The sequence below is a fragment of the Streptomyces sp. NPDC027189 genome, from assembly GCF_055566975.1.
In genome coordinates this window covers 185,751-203,318 of record NZ_JBVHRI010000013.1, presented here as the reverse complement: position 1 = coordinate 203,318, position 17,568 = coordinate 185,751, and the positions used below count along the sequence as shown (strand labels likewise).

Annotated in this window: 18 protein-coding genes and 1 pseudogene; 9 read left to right on the top strand and 10 right to left on the bottom strand. The window is 67.9% G+C overall.

Annotation, left to right across the window (positions count from 1 at the left end; genetic code table 11):
- Positions 1 to 415 precede the first annotated feature (415 nt).
- Positions 416 to 1,060 (bottom strand): ATP-binding protein, encoded by a 645-nt coding sequence (locus ACZ4RZ_RS28865; RefSeq protein ID WP_467748884.1) that lies wholly within the window; start codon positions 1,058 to 1,060, stop codon positions 416 to 418.
- Positions 1,061 to 1,217: 157 nt separating this feature from the next.
- Here ACZ4RZ_RS28865 and ACZ4RZ_RS28860 point away from each other — a divergent pair, with 157 nt between their 5' ends.
- The 5 genes from ACZ4RZ_RS28860 (at position 1,218) to ACZ4RZ_RS28840 (ending at position 5,933) form a co-directional block, all read left to right on the top strand.
- The gene (locus ACZ4RZ_RS28860) at positions 1,218 to 2,066 is read left to right on the top strand and encodes a helix-turn-helix domain-containing protein (RefSeq protein ID WP_467748883.1); all 849 of its coding nucleotides are present in this window, start codon (positions 1,218 to 1,220) and stop codon (positions 2,064 to 2,066) included.
- On the top strand, positions 2,063 to 2,296 hold the full coding sequence (locus tag ACZ4RZ_RS28855; RefSeq protein ID WP_467748881.1) for a DUF397 domain-containing protein: 234 nt from the start codon (positions 2,063 to 2,065) through the stop codon (positions 2,294 to 2,296). Before ACZ4RZ_RS28860 ends, ACZ4RZ_RS28855 begins: the two co-directional genes overlap by 4 nt.
- Before the next feature lie 132 nt (positions 2,297 to 2,428).
- On the top strand, positions 2,429 to 2,848 hold the full coding sequence (locus ACZ4RZ_RS28850) for an MvdC/MvdD family ATP grasp protein (protein WP_467748879.1): 420 nt from the start codon (positions 2,429 to 2,431) through the stop codon (positions 2,846 to 2,848).
- Positions 2,845 to 3,936: a methyltransferase domain-containing protein gene (locus tag ACZ4RZ_RS28845; RefSeq protein ID WP_467748877.1), complete on the top strand. Its 1,092-nt coding sequence runs from the start codon at positions 2,845 to 2,847 to the stop codon at positions 3,934 to 3,936. The genes ACZ4RZ_RS28850 and ACZ4RZ_RS28845 overlap by 4 nt, the downstream gene beginning before the upstream one ends.
- 617 nt (positions 3,937 to 4,553) lie before the next feature.
- Entirely contained in the window at positions 4,554 to 5,933 is a 1,380-nt protein-coding gene (locus ACZ4RZ_RS28840) for an HNH endonuclease signature motif containing protein (RefSeq protein WP_467748875.1), read from the top strand.
- Positions 5,934 to 6,303: 370 nt separating this feature from the next.
- Here the strand turns inward: ACZ4RZ_RS28840 and ACZ4RZ_RS28835 are convergent.
- Positions 6,304 to 6,498 (bottom strand): annotated as a pseudogene (locus ACZ4RZ_RS28835) (transposase); the annotation flags it as partial.
- Positions 6,499 to 6,529: 31 nt separating this feature from the next.
- A complete protein-coding gene (locus tag ACZ4RZ_RS28830; RefSeq protein WP_467748874.1) occupies positions 6,530 to 6,976 on the bottom strand; it encodes a MarR family winged helix-turn-helix transcriptional regulator in 447 nt (148 codons plus the stop codon).
- 234 nt (positions 6,977 to 7,210) lie between these two features.
- On the opposite strand from ACZ4RZ_RS28830, the gene ACZ4RZ_RS28825 reads away from it, so the two are divergent.
- A complete protein-coding gene (locus tag ACZ4RZ_RS28825; RefSeq protein ID WP_467748872.1) occupies positions 7,211 to 7,843 on the top strand; it encodes an isochorismatase family protein in 633 nt (210 codons plus the stop codon).
- Between the two features lie 917 nt (positions 7,844 to 8,760).
- On the opposite strand, the gene ACZ4RZ_RS28820 is transcribed toward ACZ4RZ_RS28825, so the two are convergent.
- The gene (locus tag ACZ4RZ_RS28820) at positions 8,761 to 9,426 is read right to left on the bottom strand and encodes a hypothetical protein (RefSeq protein WP_467748870.1); all 666 of its coding nucleotides are present in this window, start codon (positions 9,424 to 9,426) and stop codon (positions 8,761 to 8,763) included.
- 43 nt (positions 9,427 to 9,469) lie between these two features.
- Positions 9,470 to 10,231, bottom strand: coding sequence for a hypothetical protein (locus tag ACZ4RZ_RS28815; protein ID WP_467748868.1), 762 nt, complete (start codon positions 10,229 to 10,231; stop codon positions 9,470 to 9,472).
- 328 nt (positions 10,232 to 10,559) lie between these two features.
- On the opposite strand from ACZ4RZ_RS28815, the gene ACZ4RZ_RS28810 reads away from it, so the two are divergent.
- Positions 10,560 to 10,862: a hypothetical protein gene (locus ACZ4RZ_RS28810; protein ID WP_467748866.1), complete on the top strand. Its 303-nt coding sequence runs from the start codon at positions 10,560 to 10,562 to the stop codon at positions 10,860 to 10,862.
- Positions 10,863 to 10,932: 70 nt separating this feature from the next.
- Here ACZ4RZ_RS28810 and ACZ4RZ_RS28805 read toward each other — a convergent pair whose 3' ends face one another.
- Complete coding sequence (locus tag ACZ4RZ_RS28805) at positions 10,933 to 11,970, bottom strand: GlxA family transcriptional regulator (protein ID WP_467748865.1); 1,038 nt, start codon at positions 11,968 to 11,970, stop codon at positions 10,933 to 10,935.
- 183 nt (positions 11,971 to 12,153) lie between these two features.
- Between ACZ4RZ_RS28805 and ACZ4RZ_RS28800 the strand changes: the two genes are divergently transcribed.
- The gene (locus tag ACZ4RZ_RS28800) at positions 12,154 to 12,630 is read left to right on the top strand and encodes a DUF2269 family protein (protein WP_467748864.1); all 477 of its coding nucleotides are present in this window, start codon (positions 12,154 to 12,156) and stop codon (positions 12,628 to 12,630) included.
- 85 nt (positions 12,631 to 12,715) lie between these two features.
- Here ACZ4RZ_RS28800 and ACZ4RZ_RS28795 read toward each other — a convergent pair whose 3' ends face one another.
- Positions 12,716 to 13,240 (bottom strand): hypothetical protein, encoded by a 525-nt coding sequence (locus ACZ4RZ_RS28795; RefSeq protein WP_467748863.1) that lies wholly within the window; start codon positions 13,238 to 13,240, stop codon positions 12,716 to 12,718.
- 65 nt (positions 13,241 to 13,305) lie between these two features.
- Between ACZ4RZ_RS28795 and ACZ4RZ_RS28790 the strand changes: the two genes are divergently transcribed.
- Positions 13,306 to 13,830, top strand: coding sequence for a levansucrase (locus tag ACZ4RZ_RS28790; RefSeq protein WP_467748861.1), 525 nt, complete (start codon positions 13,306 to 13,308; stop codon positions 13,828 to 13,830).
- 101 nt (positions 13,831 to 13,931) lie between these two features.
- Here the strand turns inward: ACZ4RZ_RS28790 and ACZ4RZ_RS28785 are convergent, their stop codons facing one another.
- From ACZ4RZ_RS28785 to ACZ4RZ_RS28775, 3 genes are all read right to left on the bottom strand, one after another.
- A complete protein-coding gene (locus tag ACZ4RZ_RS28785) occupies positions 13,932 to 14,396 on the bottom strand; it encodes a hypothetical protein (RefSeq protein WP_467748860.1) in 465 nt (154 codons plus the stop codon).
- A 96-nt stretch (positions 14,397 to 14,492) separates the two neighbouring features.
- Positions 14,493 to 15,995 (bottom strand): MFS transporter, encoded by a 1,503-nt coding sequence (locus tag ACZ4RZ_RS28780; RefSeq protein ID WP_467748859.1) that lies wholly within the window; start codon positions 15,993 to 15,995, stop codon positions 14,493 to 14,495.
- A 50-nt stretch (positions 15,996 to 16,045) separates the two neighbouring features.
- Entirely contained in the window at positions 16,046 to 17,443 is a 1,398-nt protein-coding gene (locus ACZ4RZ_RS28775) for a DUF445 domain-containing protein (RefSeq protein WP_467748857.1), read from the bottom strand.
- Positions 17,444 to 17,568: the final 125 nt, after the last annotated feature.

Below are 17,568 nucleotides of genomic sequence, written 5' to 3'. Positions count from 1 at the left end.
ACCGACACAGATCGGCGCCTTGTACCACGACGTCTCGGTAGGGCCGGGGACTGGCGCGGTAGCTGAAGCTCCCTTTCCAGTCCCCGCCGCATCACACTGCGCCCGCAGTTCTCCCCCACGTGGCTTTCCGCCTCATCCACCGGCTGGCATGCACCGTTGGCACTGACTGGAACTGGTCCCGCCAAGTGCGGCCACGGCCGAGCCGGGAGCGCCACGGGCGGTCGGCAGAGAGGCCACCGAACCGCAGATGCTCACGCACCGTCACATCCGTAACTGGCCGCCTGTTGGGAATTCTTGGTGGCCGCTGTCACTCTTCCACTGGGAGTCCCAGAACCAGACATCGGAGACGTCCCCGGCGGACGTGTGGACATACTCCGCCATTGCTGCCGGTTGATCCTCACTCCTCATTGCCTGTCTACTCCGCCTCCGCCTCGAAGTGCATCTGGGCTCGATCGAGGGCTTCATCGGCATCAAGACCATGCACGCGAAGCCAGTGGAGGAGGTCAGCGATGACGTTGATCGCCGCCTCCTGCGCTACAGCCGCGCTCAGCGTGCTTGGGCCCGGGTTGCCGGGCAGCTTCACTGCGCCGTAGACACCGAGCATCGCTCCTGCTCTTGCCACAGGCGCGCCCCCACTGTGGCCGTGGGGCGAGTTCAGACCGGTGGGCAGTTCGCACCAGGTGACCTTTCGGTCGGGGTGGAGCTGGACACCCCAGCAGTCGGCAATGGTGTCGACGAGTGCCATTCCTCGACCACCTTCGGAGTCGACGCCCGCCTCCAGGAGTGTCGGCAAGACCAGCGTGTCGGGGTCGTGGACCTCGATGCGCAGACGAGTGCCGTTCATGGAGACGGCGAGCGTGGTCGGGGTACCCGGGCCCACGTGTGTGATGACGTTGGAGACCAGTTCGTTGACGCAGAGTTGAGCCGGGTCGATGGCCTCGTGCAGACCCCAGAGGCCGAGCTGAAGCCGCATGATGCGGCGCAGGGCGGCTACTTCCTCGGCTTCGGCCGTGAAGGCCAAGTCCCATGGCTTCCGCACCATGCATGCCTGCTGAATCATGCACAACCCCTCTCTGTGATGTGAGCTATACCTCTGTCAGGATGCTGGTGACACATCCCTCCGTGCAATGTGCACGGCGGGATTCCCACTTCCGAGTGATTGGCAAGCACATCCCTTGGCGTGAGACTGAACACCCGATATCCGAAAGAGGGTTGAGATGGCCGGTTCACCGACGGCACGCCGTCGTCGTCTCTCGATCGAGCTCAAGAAGCTCCGAGAGAAGAGCGGACTCACCTGCGCACAGGTCGGCGAGGCTCTGGACTGGAGTGGGTCCAAGGTCAATCGCATGGAGACCGGCAGTGGCCGCATCCAGCCGTCCGACATCGATGCCCTGTGCCGCTTCTACAACACCAGCGACGAGCTGCGGGAATTCCTCAAGTCCCTGGCGAGGCAGGCCAAGACGCGTGGATGGTGGCAAGTCCACGGCTCCGGCGTGCCCGAGTGGTTCTCGATCTACATCGGCTTGGAGCAGGACGCCTCCACGATTCGCCAGTACCAGTGCGAGTTGCTGCCCGGCCTCATGCAGACCACTGCTTACGCCTCGGAACTCCACAAGACCGGCGCACACATGACACCTGCCGACATCGACCGCGCCGTGCACGTCCGGCTGGAACGCCAATCCATGCTCACGCGCCCCAAAGCCCCGGACGCCTGGTTCATCGTGAACGAGGGCGCCTTGCGTAATGTCATCGGGGACCGGGCGATGATGCGTGAGCAGCTCGAACGCATCCTGGAGTCAGCAGAGTTGCCCACTGTCACATTGCAGATCCTGCCCTTCGACTCCGGTACCTACCCGGCCACCGGCTCGTTCACCATGCTTGGCTTCCCGGATCCGGAAGACCAGGACATCGTGTATCGGGACGGCATCACCGATGCCATGTATCTGGAGGGCGAACACCATGTGCGGGAGTACACGCGGGCCTTCGACGGCTTGCGGGCCGCAGCCTTGAGCCCTCAGCGGTCCACCCAGTTGATCAAAACGGTTCTGAAGGAATACGCGCGATGACCATTGCGGGTCCCACTGTCCTCCACGATCACTTGGTTTGGTTCAAGTCCTCGTACAGCAATGGCGCGGGCGGCGAGTGTGTCGAATGTGCGCACGCCGGCGATGACACGCTGATACGTGACTCCAAGGACCACAGCAGTCCCATCGTCACTGTTCGGATTGCTGCTTGGAACAGCTTTCTGGAGGCCTTGGCCCGAGGAGCCCTGGAACGCTGTCCGTTGCCGCGATGAAGGAGGGCGGGGCCTCTCGCTCCTTTCATCGCATCAGTTGGCCCGACCCCGGCCGTGCTGGCAGTCTTCGCGCGATCGTGGGTTAGACCCGTCCTCGGCGGACGCCTCCCAATCGATGAGGGCCGCTCCCTGATGGTGGCGACGCACTACGTCGACCCGGAAGACTTCGACGACAGCATCCGCACCACCGCCCACTACTTCCAAGAGGCCAGCGACAAGGCGTACGAAGTGCGCCTTGTCGCCGTCGGCAGCCAGGTGTTCGGCGGAACGCTTCACACCACCTCGGAACAGGCGCGTACCGACTGGCGCACCGACTACGAACACATCGAGTACGGCACCACCCCCGTACCCGACCACATTGTCAACGGCGTACGCCGCTTCCTGGCCCACTACAGGATCGTGTTCGGATCGTTCGACTTCGCCGTGACGCCCGAAGGCGAGTGGGTGTTCTTCGAGAACAACCCCGCCGGCACCTGGGCATGGGTGGAAAACCGAACCGGCCTGCCGATCGCTGCTGCGCACGCCGACCACCTGCAAGGAGACACCGAATGACTTGGCCGGACACCCGGGTGTCGGCCGCGCTGCGACAGAAGTTCGCCGCGGAACTCGACCCGCAGTTCGACAGAGGATGGGTCGACGCGTTCGCGGCCGTCCCCCGGCACATCTTCGTTCCCCGCTTCTACACCCAAGCCCACGACAGATCCTGGCGGGCCGTCAACTGGGGTGACCCGGGCTACCTGGAAACCGTCTACTCGAACCAGGCGCTCACCACCCAGCTTGACGAACAGGGCATCCCCACCAGTTCATCGAGCGAACCCGCCCTCATGCTGGAAATGCTCGACGCCCTCGAAGCCCGAGAAGGCGACACCGTCTTTGAACTCGGGACGGGGACCGGCTACAACGCCGCGTTGCTCTCGCACCGGCTCGGCGACGACAACGTGACCAGTCTCGACGTCGACCCGATCCTCGTCGAGGCTGCGGCCCACCGCCTCGAAAAGGCCGGCTACCGCCCGTTCATCACCACCGGAGACGGCGCTCGCGGCTGGTCACAGCGTGCTCCCTACTCGCGCTTCATCGCCACCGCCGCGCTGCGGGCTCTACCGGCGGCGTTTCTCGACCAGGCCACGCCCGGCTCGGTGATCGTTGCCCCCATTGGATACGGAGTGCTGCGCGCCACCGTCACCGCCCCCGGTCACGCGACCGGACGGTTCCTCCCTACACCCGCTCACTTCATGCCCCGGCGCACTCGCACCGTTACCCCCGCATTCGATGCCGTGCGCAGCGTGGAACCCACGGATACCAAGGCGGCCCCGGGCGACATCCTCGACCGCCTGCGGTTCCCCCTGTCCATCGCCCTGCCCGGCCACAACTCGTGTTCTTGGCGCGACGACGACGGCGAACTCACCGCCGTTGGTCTGTGGACCGAGGACGGCTCAACGGCGACCGCCCACGTGTCCGGCGCGGTGCGGCAGATCGGGCCGCGCCGCTTGTGGGATGTCGTGGAGGATCTCGCCGCCGTCTTCCACGGCGTACCTCATCGCGATGAGTTCCGCGTGACCATCACCCCGAGTCGGCAGACCGTCTCGTACGACGTGCCCGACGGGCCTGCGTGGGAACTGCCCGGGGGTGGCGCCTCGTGATCAGCGCGCTGGACGTCATCGCCGCGTTATGTGGCGCTGCTGCTGCTTGCCTCATTCTCGCCCGCAGGGCCGGGGCCTGAGTTTCAGTGAAGTCGGTTTACAAGGCGCCCAAGGCCGCCCGGGTTTGCCGAGTGTGGCGGTTCCGGAGCGAGCGTCAAGAGCGCCCTTCGGGCGTCGGCTGCGCCGATTCCGCTTCGCTCCACTCTTGACTCTCGCCCCTCCACCGCGGGTTTCTCTTGGCCGGGCGGCCCGAAGGGGGGCGGCTAGGGAAGCAGGGGTGGGGTTTCTCGACGCTGCCGGGTGCTGGGGGTTTATGGCTTCGGGGGCGCATTTAGGTCGTCTGCGCACGCCGGGTCCGCTTGGCGGCTCGCGGTTCGTGGGTGGGGCGCGGTCGCGTCTGGCTTTGTGGCGGGGCTCTTGGCGGCTCGCGGTCTGGGGCGGGCTTGCCTGGGGCGGGGCGTGGGTCTGTGGAGTTCCTGGTTCCGGAGTGGATCATTCGGATGGGTGAAATGCAGCATTGAGCTGGGAGTATCACTCTCTGTAAGCGATAATGGAGAGGTCGGATCGTTGGCAGTTAGGTGAGGTTCGGCGCTCTCATGGGGACGGGGGTGAGCGCGATGGCTGTTGCGGTGGAGTCCGAAGTTGATGTGCCGTCCGGGGGGACGGATGAGTGGGTCGCTGAATTGCGGGAGTGCGCGCCTTCGGTAGAGACCCTGGAGCTGCTGGTCGCGTTGACTGGTGAGCGGGTCTCGGCGCGGGGGCGGATTGATGCCCTGGCCGTATTCGAGCGGCATATCGCTTGGTTGCAGGGGCTGCAGGTCGAGGTCTTGGCGGCCATTGGGGAGCATGCGGAATCCGGGTCGGACGCTGCCTCTGCCAGTGAGGACTTCGACACTCGGCAGTTGCGGGAGTGGGAGTCCGCGAGCGATGAAGTCGCCTGTGCGTTGCGGCTGGCCAGTGACACTGCTTCGCGGCGGCTCGATGTAGCGCAGCAGTTGTGCGCGCGGTATCCGGCGACTCTGCAGTTGCTCAAGCTGGGAGACATCTCTTATCTGCAGGCACAGGCCGTCACGGAGTTGTGTGGCGTTCTTGAGCCGGAGACGGCCGGGCAGGTTGAGGCCGTCATGCTCACGAAGATGCCTGAGCTGGCCGTTGGGCAGACGCGGGCTGCGCTGCGTCGGCAGATCCACAAGGCCGATCCGGATGGGGCGGAGGAGCGTCATCGGCGGCGCAAGCAGGATCGGGAGACGGTCTGCTATCCGCGCGACGACGGCATGGCTCTGTTCGGTGCCGTATTACCTGCTGAGCAGGCTGCGCAGATGGAGCAGGCCGTCGACGCGCATGCAGCCACCTTCGACAATGACGGGCGGACTCTGGTGCAAAAGCGCGCCGATGCGTTGTACGACCTTGTCGTCAACCGGGTTGGGGCGGTGGGAGATTGCGGTGGGCCGGTGCGTGGGCGAGCTGCTGCCGTCGTACAGGTCACGGTGCCTCTCGATGTTTTGATCGGGGCCGATGACGGGCCTGCTGAGCTGAAGGGGTACGGGCCGATCACGGCCGGGCAGGCGCGCGAGATCGCGTTTGCGCCGGGCACCATCTGGCGGCGGCTCATTACGGATCCTGGCAATGGGCTGCTCGTGAAGGTCGATCCCACGACCTACAGGCCTACGGCCGATGCCGAGCGGCAGGTGATCGCACGCGATCAGTACTGCGCCTTTCCCAGTTGCCGTATGCCTGCCCATCGTTGCGATGTCGATCACGTCGAGCCGTTTGATCACAAGCATCCTGAGGCAGGTGGCCTGACGGTTCCGGAGAATCTGCAGCCACTGTGTCGGCGACATCATCGGCTCAAGACTCACCATCCCGGATGGAAGGTGACGCGGGATCCGCATACGGGGATTGCCCGTTGGACCAGTCCCACCGGCCATACGTACAGCAATGCGCCGCCCGTTTATCGGGAGTTAGATGCCGTCCGCTTTCCGAACGTGATCGTCTAGTTCGGGGTGGGCGGGCAGGAACTCCGGTCGGCGGCGGGAGAGATGTACATGGTTCGTCCGCTCGTCTCGCTAGTGGAGGTGGCTGGTGCCATCGGTGCTTGGTTTGCTGGAGGCTCGGGAGGAGAGGGTCCGGGAAGAGATCGCGCGGTTGCGGGAGGAGGCCGAGCGGGTGCAGGCCGCGCTCGGCGACGCGGAACGCGCGCTTCAGCGGCTGGCAGATGCCCGTGCAACGGTGGCCGAGGTACTGGCCGAGCCGCCTTCCGCAGTCGCGGAGCCGGCGCCGGGCGCGGTCCTCCAGGGTGAGCCGGAGTTTCTCGGCCGCCCAGTCGGCCAGCCGCCTGGCATAGCCGCCGTCCGCCCACACCGGGCGGATGGAGAAGTACATCGTGCGCAGCCGCTCCAGCAGCGGGACGGTGGCGTCGCGGTCCTGCACGCTTGCCGCGGTCACGAGCACGGCCAGAACCAGGCCGAGGCAGTCCACCACGACGTGTCGCTTGCGGCCGCCCACCTTCGCCCCGCCGTCCCACCCGGATGTCGGGCGGGGGATGTCCGCCGCTGCCCGCACCGATTGCGAGTCCACACTCGCGGCCGTCGGGTCAACGGGTTTCGCGCTGGAGGTCGGCGACCTGGCGGAGTGCTGTTTTGAATGCGGTGTATTCCGGTTCGCCCAGTGCTTGCGCGTGGCGTTCTTCAATGGCGCGCATGATGGATGCGGCGGCTTGCATCTGGAGCAGGCCGCGGTCGGTGGGGCAGATGAGTTTGGCCCGGCGGTCGGCGGGGTCGGGTCTGCGTTCGACGTAGCCGAGCCGTTCCAGGTCATCGATGAGTGTCCCGATGATCTGTTTGTGCTGCCCGGAGAGCTGCGACAGCTCGCTGGCGCGGATGCCGTCTGCCCTCAGGTAGGCGAGTACGGCTCCGGTGCGGGGCTGGATGTCGTCGAATCCCTGCTCAGCGAGTGAGGCGTACAGCTCTCGCTGGACGGAGAACAGCAGTCGTGCGGCGAGCACGCCGATGTCCGGATCCCTGGCTTCTAGCCCGGTCAACGCCTTCTCCCGTCCCGGCAGTCGCCCGCCGCTCTCCCCTGCGACCGGCGATTTTAGTCGCCGCCCGCCGCCCGCCCTCAGCTTCCGCGCCAACGGCCGGGAGACTCGCGCCCCGGCTGTCGGCCCTTGCGATCCGGCACGAAGTCGGCCTACATTTAGGAAGTCACGAATCTTGACTATCAAGATTAATGACTACATTGCTCGTGGGCGCAACAGGACTCAAGGAGCGGAAAGATGAACGAGCGCAGCAAGTTCCTGGACCCGATCACTCGGGAGAACGCAGCCGTGATGCTGGTCGACCATCAGGTCGGCCTCCTGTCCGGAGTGCGCGACATTCCCGTCGGCGAGCTGAAGCACAACGTGGCGGCCCTTGCACGAGCGGCGACCGCGCTGGACATCCCGCTGGTCGTCACCACCACGGCGGCCGACAGCCTGTGGGGGCCGACCACACCCGAGCTGGTCGAGGCGCTGCCCGCCGGGCAGAAGATCATCGACAGGAGCACGGTCAACGCCTGGCACGACGACCGGGTCCGTGAGGCCATCGTGGCGACCGGCCGTCAGAAGCTGATCTTCGCGGGAGTGTCGCTGGAGGTCTGCGCGGCCCTGCCCGCTTACGCGGCCACGGCCGCCGGGTACGACGCCTATGTGGCCGTGGACGCGTCGGGCACCTTCAGCCAGGCCAAGCGGGAGGCGGGCCTGCTGCGCATGCAACAGGCCGGAGTCATCGTCAGCGACTACGCCACGCTCATTGTGGAGGCCCTCGCCGACAACGCAGACCCGGCAGCCGGAGCGGTCTATGCCGCTCTGGACATGCCGTTCGCCGTCCTGGTCGGCCAGATCTCGGCCGCCCACCAGCACCGCGCCTAGTCCACGGACAGTTCTTCGGACGAAGAGGCCGCCCTGCGGCCCGCAGGCCCGCCGCCACGGCCGCGTATGGAGCCGGTCCGCGTCCAGCGGTGGGGTCAGCACGACGTGCACCATCGACCTGGACGGTGGTGGCTGATGCGCTCGCGCCGCCTAGTGCGCGATGTCGAGACGCTTCTCGCCATGCACGACGCGGTGGTGCTGTGGTCGATGACCATGCTCATGAGCAGCCGCCACCCCGCCCAGATGCCTTCAGCGGACCGGTGTCGCCAGCGCGGTGAACACCCCGGGCCGCACCTGGAGGGCCCACACCCGCTCCACCAGTCGTTTCGCCTTGGACCGCGAGGCCTTGCCCTCATGCGCCGACACCCGACCAGGACCCCCGTTCGACCAGACAAGCCCATTGATCGGTAAGCGGATGGCTTCTGAGGGGTGGTGTTGGTGAGGGGAGACGGCTGGACTCTGTTTACGGGGCGCCCAAGGCCGCACTCGCCCAGGCGCCGCCCGCGCGGCTGAGCCAGCGGCACCTGACGTCCGCCGGCCAGCCACTTGGCCCACCAGCCGACCACCGCCTTGGGCGAGACCTGGAAGACCGCCGCGACATCCTCGCGATCCCGGCACGACGCCAACGCGGCCACCGCCCGCAGACGCAACGCTTCCTGTGCCTGCGGTGACAGCTGCCGTGCCTCCCAGATCAGTTCGGCAGGCGCGGATCAACGACTCAGAACCACTTCCGCTTCGGTTCAGGAGGCGCTGCGCTTCGACTTCCTCGCCGTCTCCTTCGCCGCGGTCTCCTTTGGTAGCCCGCGCGTCCCGGCAGCACCGGCTTACCGGTCTGAGCGGCATCCGCGGCCGGATTGGGCTGCCAGCCGACCGCCGTCTCCCGTAGGGCGTGATACGCGCGGGCTCAAGCGGCGCGCCTACGCGTTGTCGCAGGCGGCCGGCCGGGGTCGCGTGTCGGTTCGCGTGTAGTTGGAGACACCATTGACGATCATCGACGTCTCTCCCGTGAGCTTGTCGCACACGCCCACAGGCCGGGTCGGCGAATAGCAGATCAGGCTGTACTGGCCGAGGTACCGCTCCTTGGTGCAGACAGCGCTGCTGCCGAAGCTGCTGTTGAGTGAACCGCTGATGTCCACGGCCTTGGTGGTGTCCAGGGTCGCAATCAGCGCGATCTGCGCTCCACCACTGCGGTTGGTCACGAGGCAGCCTCGGTATTGCACATGGTCGGAGACGGAGTGGGTCTTCGAGGTTGAGCAGTACCAGTTGGACTCGCCGAGGTACCGTCCCGGCTGCCAGGTACCAGCGGCCGAAGCTGGACTTGAAGCGAAGATGACGCCGACGGCGACAGCGGCCAGCGTCGCCAGACCACGATTGACACGAAGCATTAGTTCCCCCATATGCAAGCCCGCGCAGCCGCAAGAACGTTGCGCGAAGATCAGATCGCGATCGAACTGTATCTCGACACTTGCGCACCAACCGCTGTCGCGTTTGGCGATGAGTAGCCGGACCCACGACCAGGCCCAACTCGCCGCCGAGAGCTGCACGTTCTTCCGCCGGTTGCAGGCCAGGGCGTGGAGGGCCACGGTTCTCGACTCACTGTTCGAGATCCGAGACTGAACGACAAGCTCAGTCCGCTGTCTGGGCGTCGGCGAGGCTCACGGCGGGGCAGCCAAGCATGGCCGTCAGCACACGACGCTGACGCTCCGTCAGAGGTGCCAAGAAGACCGCCGCGTCAGCTTCGGTCTGCTCGTAGACCGCGACTACTTCACGGACCTTCCCGTAGCTCAGGAGAGTCCGCGAGGAATAGGGCAGGGCCATCTTCTTGGCCCCGCCGCTGGAGACGCCACGCCGCTGGAAGATCCGGCCCACGACCCGTGCACCATGCGCCGTCATCTCCTGCACCGCCGAATCCATCAGTGCGGCGAAGTCCTTCTGCTTGCCGGGGAAGTAGCCAACGATCACGACTTCGGCCCCCTCGACCGCCAAGACCGGAGCCTGGTGTCGGGCCCGCGCCAGTCCCACGCGACGAGCTGGCCGCCGGTCTCGCCTTCGGTCCTGATGCATGACCAACAGGCTAGACGCGCTGCCACCTGCGGCGATACGCGTTATCTCCCCAATGCCACCGCCACCGCCCTGATCATGGGTGGCCTTGGTGATACTGCCCGCCCACCTGGCCGAGGAGACCCCGGTCAACCCCCGCTTGCGCACCGGCCAGGTCGCACTGCCGTGATCCAGGCCCTGCCCAGAACGCACCGCGAGATCACCCGCAGCCAGTCCGCCCAGGAACACCCCCACCTCGGCCAGCACCGCGGCATCCGGCTGCGAGACCCGCAACCGGGCCCGGATCGCCACACCCGAGGGACCGGGCACCACGAACGACGCGGCCACCTCCCGCAACCCACCCACCCCGCCACCCCCGCCCGGCGCCGCAACATCCCCTCACCCCGCCCAACGAACCCCACGCGCAAAGGTCACGCATTCGACGGACAAACTCCCGTTCCCGTCGCCCGGCAACCCGTCCGTACGCCTCCGCCACGACACCAGCGCTCACTCATGCTCGCGAAAGCGCACTCGTGCAGGGTCAAACGGCAACAGTTCCGAACCCCCAACGGCGGCGACTACGGCGCGGGCCAGGCATAACCAGGTGGGCGTCCGTCGACGAGCACGGGCGAGTTAGCCTCGGTTCGTTCGACAGACGCAGCAGCGGGAGGCAGCAATGGCGAAGGTACCGGCCGCGGCGGTGGCCGCGAGTGGGCTCATCGGCGGGTACGGCGTGGCCCGCTGGACCAAGAAGCGGCAGCTGGGTGGGGTCGTGCTGGCCGTCGCCGGTGCCACCGCTGCGCAGCAGTGGAAGCAGCAGGCGGGCGGGAAGGCGGCCGGGGCGCTGACCGCCGCGTACGTCGCCGCCTTCGCCGGGTCGCATCCGCTGGCCAAGAAGGTGGGCGCCTGGCCCGCCGTCTTCGGCGTCGCCGGGGCCGTGGCCCTCGCCTCGTGGGCCGTGGCCGACCGGCGGGGCTGAGCCCGGCCCACGCCACAGCCGGGTCGGCGGCCCCGGATCAGCGCCAACTGGTCATCGACACCTTGCGCGCCTACGAGGCCGCCGCGGCGGACACGGATGCGGCCCCGGACTCCGACACGGATGCGGCCCCGGACGCGGACACGGGCCCCGTCACCGAGCCCGCCCCCTGAAACGCTCGCCGATACGCGTTCGGACTCGTTCCCACCACCCGCTTGAACCGCTCCCGGAACGCCGTCGGCGAGCCGAACCCCGCCTGGACCGCGATGCGTTCGACCGGATACATGGTCGTCTCCAGGAGGTACTGGGCGCGCCGCACCCGCGCCCGGTGCAGCCACTGGAGGGGCGTCGTGCCGGTCTGTTCACGGAAGCGGCGGTTGAGGGTACGGGTGCTCATGCCGGCGTGGGCGGCGATGTCCTCCAGGGTCAGGTCGTGGCCCGCGTTCTCCTCCAGCCAGGCGAGGAGGGGCTCCATCGTGGTGCCGGCCGGTACCGGCGGCTGGTCGTGGACGATGAACTGGGCCTGGCCGCCCTCCCGTTCGAGCGGCATGACGGACATCCGGGCGGCATGCGCGGCGACGGCGGAGCCGTGATCCTTGCGGATCATGTGCAGGCACATGTCGAGGGCCGCGGCCGCGCCCGCCGAGGTCAGGAACTGGCCGTTGTCGACGTAGAGAACGTTCGGATCGACGGTCACGGCCGGGTACATGGCCGCCAGGTCCTGGGCCGCGATCCAGTGGGTCGTCGCGCGCAGCCCGTCCAGCAGGCCGGTGGCGGCGAAGACGAAGGCGCCGACGCAGATCGAGGCGATCCGGGTGCCGTTCGCGGCCGCCGCGCGCAGCGCCTCCGCCACGCCCGGCGGCAGTGGGACGGTGGGGTCGGCGACGCCGGGCAGGACGATCGTGTCCGCTTCCGCCAGCGCCTCCAGACCGTACGGGGCGCGCACCGCGAACGGGCCCGCGCTCACCTCCTCGTCCGCCGCGACCGAACAGACCCGGATCCGGTACGCCGCCCGGCCGTCCGGCAACCGGGCCCAGCCGAAGGTGTCGATCGGTGCGGAGAGGTCGAACGGGATGACCTGGTCGAGCGCCAGTACGGCCACGGTGTGCACGGCTAGAGAGTAGGGGTACGACGGGATCCGGTCAGCGCCATCAGCCTTGAAAGCCCGGGGTGAGAACCTTTCGCGGGCGCTTCGCCACTTCTCAGCCGCTTCACAGACGTGATGGCGAGAATCCGTTGAGTACTGGCAAAACCGCCACTTCTCCAAGATCCGCCCCGCCCATAGCGTCACCCTGTGACCAAGTTCCTCCTCGCCGTTCACGTCCTCGCAGCGATCATCGCCATCGGGCCCGTCACCGTCGCCGCGAGCATGTTCCCGCCCAGCGCACGCAAGGCCCTCGCCGAGCCGAAAAACACCCAGGCCGTGTCGACAGTGCGGCTGCTGCACCGCATTTGCCGGGTGTACGCCACCGTCGGCGTCGTCGTTCCCGTCTTCGGGTTCGCCACGGCGAGCAACATGGGTGTACTCGGCGACACCTGGCTGATCATCTCGATCGCGCTGACGGCCGTCGCCGCGGTCGTGCTCATCGCACTGGTCCTGCCCGGGCAGGCGGCGATCGCGGAGGGTGTCTGGGATGCCGGGGGCGGGGAGGTCACGGTTGCTCGGAACGCGACCGTTCGGCTCGCCATGTTCACCGGGATCTTCAACCTCCTCTGGGCCACCGTCACGATCCTGATGATCATTCGACCGGGGTCCACCACGGGGGCGTAGCTCCCCGCACGGCGAACCACTCACAAGGTGCCCGATGCGCAGGCACCGGGCATGTCAGAATCCCGATGCGCAGGCACCCGGCATTTCAGAATTCCGCGCGCAGCCCGCGAAACGTCTCCGGATATTCCTCGAGCATCGACACGAGCTTCGCCCGCGTCACCGGAAGGCTGTGCCGCCAGGCGCGGCGGATGATTTCCTCCCCCTCCAGAAACTGTTCCAGAATTCCGAAGTGCAGCGAACCGGCGACGTATGAGTTGTCGCTGAGCGCGAGGCCCTCGACGTACTCGAAGCTCGCGCGGATCGCTGCCTCGTCCGTCGCCGACGGGGCGCCCTCGCGCAGCAGGGGCAGCAGAATCGGCCTGGTGAACGCCTCAAGGAGGAATTGCAGGAGGTCGTCGGCCTTTCCCTCCAGCCAGGCGCCGTAGCGCTCGGGATCGGAGGCGGCAACGCCTTCGAGCACGGTGCGGGCTCGCGGAACCACGCGCAGGAACTCTTCGATCCCACGGTCGGCAGGAATCGGGATCACGCTTGTCGCACCTCTCTTCGGATATGGAAGCATTCCAGTGGCGGGCACGAAACGGGCCTGCCGCACGCTGTGCGCGACAGGCACCTGGTGAGTCCAGCCGAGCACACCGACGACGAGCGCCCGGCACGGGGGGGCTTAGGATCCCGCTCATGCATGGGCAGATGTACGGGCAGCACGAGCAGCCGGCCTCCGCGCAGGCCTACCTGGCCTCGGTGGAGAGTCGGCTCACGGCCGACGGATGCGCCACCCGGTGGGAGAACTGGGCCGGGGTGCCCGTCCTCGTGGGGCGGCGGGCCGACTTCAAGATGCGCTGGATGGCGACGAAGCTGCATCTGTTCACCGTGGCCGCGGCGGTTCCGGAGATCACCGTCCCCGCCATCTCCGCCTTCACCGATCAGGTGATGACGTACGCCAAGGACACCAAGGGCGGCCTTCCCGTCGGCATGCAGAACGGGGTCGGCGCCTTCCCGCTGCTCGTCAGCGACCGGGTCGATCCGGCCGCCGTGCGGTGGGCGGAGGAGCAGCAGCGCATCAAGTTCGCCTGTATGACGCGGCCCGTCGTGGTCGACAGCGCGCGCCAGTACGTGGGCATGTACCGCGGCAAGCCGGCCCTCGGGCGCGTCTACGCCTCGTACTTCATCGAGAAGGGGTCGCAGTACTTCTACAGCCAGTAAGCCGTGGGTGTGCGGCCAGTGAGACGTCGGTGGGCGGCCAGTGAGACGTCGGTGGGCGGCCGGCGGGAGGCCCGCGGGCGCCCCCGGCGGCTCCACTCGTGTCACATGTGGTGGGCCAGGCTCAGCTCCTCGTCCACCAGGTCCGCCCTGAACTGCCGTGCCACCGCGGCCACGACGAGTGCCCCGGCGGCCCCCAGCAGCGTGAAGAACGCCCACGCCAGCGGCCACGCGTTCGCGAAGCCGTCGGGCGGACCGGGGTGCGCGCGCAGGGACACGTACAGCAGGGTCGCCGGCGGCACCGCCACCAGCAACAACGGCCAGGCCAGCGCGTCCCGGTGGCCGAAGTAGGCGGCGAGGACCAGCAGGATCAGGGCGAGGAACACGACGCCCAGGCCGGTCACCGGCGTCGTCTCGACGGTCGAATCCGCCGTCTCGGGGCGGTTGCGCAAGTCCCAGGGCAGGCAGAGGAGATACGCCGCCACGGAGAGGGCGGCGCCGAGCACGCGCGTCAGCCAGCGTTCCGGCCAAGGGCGCGTTCGCAAGGGGCGGAGCAGCTTCTCGGTCATGCGTACGAGGGTCCCCGCCCGGGCGGCGGGCCGACAGAGTACGCGTACTCAGAACCGCATACTCAGTCGCTACTCAGCGACGCCCGGCGACTCACGTCAGGACGCCGGCGTGGAGGACGCGGCGGTCTCGGCCGGTACCACCGACAGCGGTGTGGCGATGTCCTCCAGGGAGCGCCGCTCGGCGTTCACCGCGAGGAACGCGGCGACCAGGCCCGCCGCGCACATCAGGCCCGCGCCGATCCGGAAGGCGAGCGCCGTGTCGCCGACGACTCCGGACGCGGTGAGGTCGGCGAAGACGAGCGGCCCGCTGATGCCTCCGGCGGCCGTCCCGATGGCGTAGAAGAAGGCGATGGCCATCGCTCGGGTCTCCATCGGGAAGATCTCGGAGACGGTCAGATACGCGCTGGAGGCGCCCGCCGACGCGAAGAACAGCACCACGCACCAGCATGCCGTCATGGTCACCGCGCTCAGCGAGCCCCGGTCGAAGAGCCACGCCGTGCCGAAGAGCAGCAGACCCGAGATCAGGTACGTCGAGGAGATCATCACCCGGCGGCCGACCGTGTCGAAGAGCTTGCCGAGCAGCAGCGGACCGAGGAAGTTGCCGGCCGCGATGACGGCGAAGTAGTAGCCGGTTCCCCCGGAAGGCACGTCGAAGAACTTGGTGAGGATGGCGCCGAAGCCGAAGGTGATCGCGTTGTAGAGGAAGGCCTGACCGATGAAGAGGGCGAGGCCGAGCACGGCCCGTTTCGGATAGCGCCTGAAGACGGTCCTGGCGATGATGCCGAAGCCGATGCTCTTGCGCTGCTGGATGGTGATCTCGCTCTGCGGGGGCGGCAGTGGCTCGCCCTTCTCCTCCTCGATCTCCCGCTCCACCCTGCTGACCAGCGCCTGCGCGTCCTCGCCGCGACCGTGGATGAACTGCCACCGCGGGCTCTCCGGCACATGCCGCCTGACCAGCAAGATCACCAGCCCGAGGACCACTCCGAGGCCGAAGGTCAACCGCCAGCCGAGGTCCTTGGGGAAGATGTCGGTGTTCAGCATCAGGATGGACAACAGCGCGCCACCGATCGCGCCGAGCCAGTAGCTGCCGTTGATGATCAGGTCGACCCGGCCGCGGAACCTGGCGGGGATGAGCTCGTCGATCGCCGAGTTGATAGCCGCGTACTCACCGCCGATGCCGAAGCCGGTGAGGAAGCGGAAGGTGAAGAACCACCAGGCGTCGAAGGAGAGCGCGGTCAGCGCGGTCGCGGAGAGGTAGACGGCGAGGGTCACCATGAAGAGCTTCTTGCGGCCGTAGCGGTCGGTCAGCCAGCCGAAGAAGAGCGCGCCCACGCAGGCACCCGCCACGTAGAGAGCCGCCGCGACACCTGTGACCTGGGCCGAGGAGATGGACAGCCCGCTGCCGTCCTCGGAGAGCCGGCTCGCGATGTTGCCGACGGTGGTGACCTCCAGGCCGTCCAGGATCCAGACGGTTCCCAGGCCGATCACGATCATCCAGTGCCACTTGGACCACGGCAGCCGGTCCAGGCGGGCGGGCACGTTCGTCGTGATGGTTCCGGTGGAGGCCGGTACGGACGCCGGTGAGTCGGGTGCGGTCATGGCTCCCTCTCATTGAGCGAACGCCGCCCGAGTTCCCCGCCCAGGTGCGGTTACGCCCCCACCACCCGCGACACCAGATAGATCAGCAGCCCCGCCAGTGAGCCCACCACCGTGCCGTTGATCCGGATGAACTGCAGGTCGCGGCCGATGTGGGCCTCGATCTTCCGGGTCGTGTGCTCGGCGTCCCAGCCCGCGACGGTGTCGGTGATGAGCGAGGTGATCTCCTTGCGGTACGTCGTCACCACGTACACCGCCGCGCCCTCGACCCAGCTGTCGACCTTGGCCTGGAGCTTGGGCTCCAGGGACATCCGGGCGCCCAGGGACAGCAGGGAAGCCCGGACCCGCAGCCGCAACTCGCTGCGCTCGTCCTCCGCGGCGGACACCATCATGGAGCGCACGGCCGTCCAGGCGGAGGCGATCAGGTCCTGAACCTCGCCGCGGCCGAGGACCTCGCCCTTCAGTCGCTCCACGCGGGCCCGTGTGTCCGTGTCGGACTGGAGGTCGGAGGCGAAGTCGGTGAGGAAGCGGTCGAGGGCGCCGCGGGCCGGGTGGGAGGGGGCGTCGCGCATCTCGGTGACGAAGCGGAGCAGCTCCTTGTAGACACGCTCGCCGACCTTCCTGTCGACGAAACGGGGGGTCCAGCCGGGCGCGCCGCCCTCGATCGCGTCCATGACCTGCTCGTCGTGCAGCACCAGCCAGTCGTGGGCGCGGACGCAGATCAGGTCCACGACGCGCTTGTGGCCGCCGTCCGCGACGATCTTCTCCAGCATCTTCCCTATGCCGGGCGCGATCTCCTGGGCGTCGGCACGCCGTGTGATCGCCTCACCGACGACCGCCTGCACATCGGAGTCGCGGAGCACGGTGAGCGCGCCGCGCAGGGCAGCGGATAGCTCCGCCGTCACGCGGTCGGCGTGCTCCGGTTCGGCGAGCCAGGCGCCGAGCCGGCTGCCGATGCCGACGGCACGCAGCCGCTGTCGTACGACCTCCTCGGAGAGGAAGTTCTCCCCGACGAACTCGCCGAGTGAGACGCCCAGCTGGTCCTTCTTGGTGGGGATGATCGCGGTGTGCGGGATGGGCAGGCCGAGCGGGTGGCGGAAGAGTGCCGTGACCGCGAACCAGTCGGCGAGCGCGCCGACCATGCCGGCCTCGGCGGCCGCGGCGACATAGCCCGCCCAGGCGCCGGCTCCGGAGTTCTGCGCCCACTTGGCGAGGACGTACACCAGCGCGACGAAGAGCAGCAGGCCGGTCGCCGTGATCTTCATCCGGCGGACGCCCCGGCGCTTCTCCTCGTCGGCGGGGCTGAAGGAGGTCATCGCCCGGCCCGGCGGCCCGGGGGCGGTCACCGCGGGGTTCACGGCGGCGCCCGGCCGGGCATGCTGCCCTTCGGCACCCACTTCTTCCCGTTTCGTACGTTCCATCCGCTCCACCCGTTCGGTGACCTCGTACACATTGTCCCTTCCTGACCGACTACTGGAACGGAACAGGAGTTCCCGGCGTCTGTTCGGACGGGGAAAAGTCCGGGGGGACCCTTAGGGGCGCTGTCGGTGTCCTCCCACCCCATGACGCATCATGG

What these genes read in the sequence shown, in the direction of transcription:
- ACZ4RZ_RS28865 (WP_467748884.1), bottom strand. Translation starts at nt 1,060, where the DNA reads ATGATTCAGCAGGCATGCATGGTGCGGAAGCCATGGGACTTGGCCTTC.
- ACZ4RZ_RS28860 (WP_467748883.1), top strand. Translation starts at nt 1,218, where the DNA reads ATGGCCGGTTCACCGACGGCACGCCGTCGTCGTCTCTCGATCGAGCTC.
- ACZ4RZ_RS28855 (WP_467748881.1), top strand. Translation starts at nt 2,063, where the DNA reads ATGACCATTGCGGGTCCCACTGTCCTCCACGATCACTTGGTTTGGTTC.
- ACZ4RZ_RS28850 (WP_467748879.1), top strand. Translation starts at nt 2,429, where the DNA reads ATGGTGGCGACGCACTACGTCGACCCGGAAGACTTCGACGACAGCATC.
- ACZ4RZ_RS28845 (WP_467748877.1), top strand. Translation starts at nt 2,845, where the DNA reads ATGACTTGGCCGGACACCCGGGTGTCGGCCGCGCTGCGACAGAAGTTC.
- ACZ4RZ_RS28840 (WP_467748875.1), top strand. Translation starts at nt 4,554, where the DNA reads ATGGCTGTTGCGGTGGAGTCCGAAGTTGATGTGCCGTCCGGGGGGACG.
- ACZ4RZ_RS28825 (WP_467748872.1), top strand. Translation starts at nt 7,211, where the DNA reads ATGAACGAGCGCAGCAAGTTCCTGGACCCGATCACTCGGGAGAACGCA.
- ACZ4RZ_RS28810 (WP_467748866.1), top strand. Translation starts at nt 10,560, where the DNA reads ATGGCGAAGGTACCGGCCGCGGCGGTGGCCGCGAGTGGGCTCATCGGC.
- ACZ4RZ_RS28790 (WP_467748861.1), top strand. Translation starts at nt 13,306, where the DNA reads ATGCATGGGCAGATGTACGGGCAGCACGAGCAGCCGGCCTCCGCGCAG.
- ACZ4RZ_RS28785 (WP_467748860.1), bottom strand. Translation starts at nt 14,396, where the DNA reads ATGACCGAGAAGCTGCTCCGCCCCTTGCGAACGCGCCCTTGGCCGGAA.
- ACZ4RZ_RS28780 (WP_467748859.1), bottom strand. Translation starts at nt 15,995, where the DNA reads ATGACCGCACCCGACTCACCGGCGTCCGTACCGGCCTCCACCGGAACC.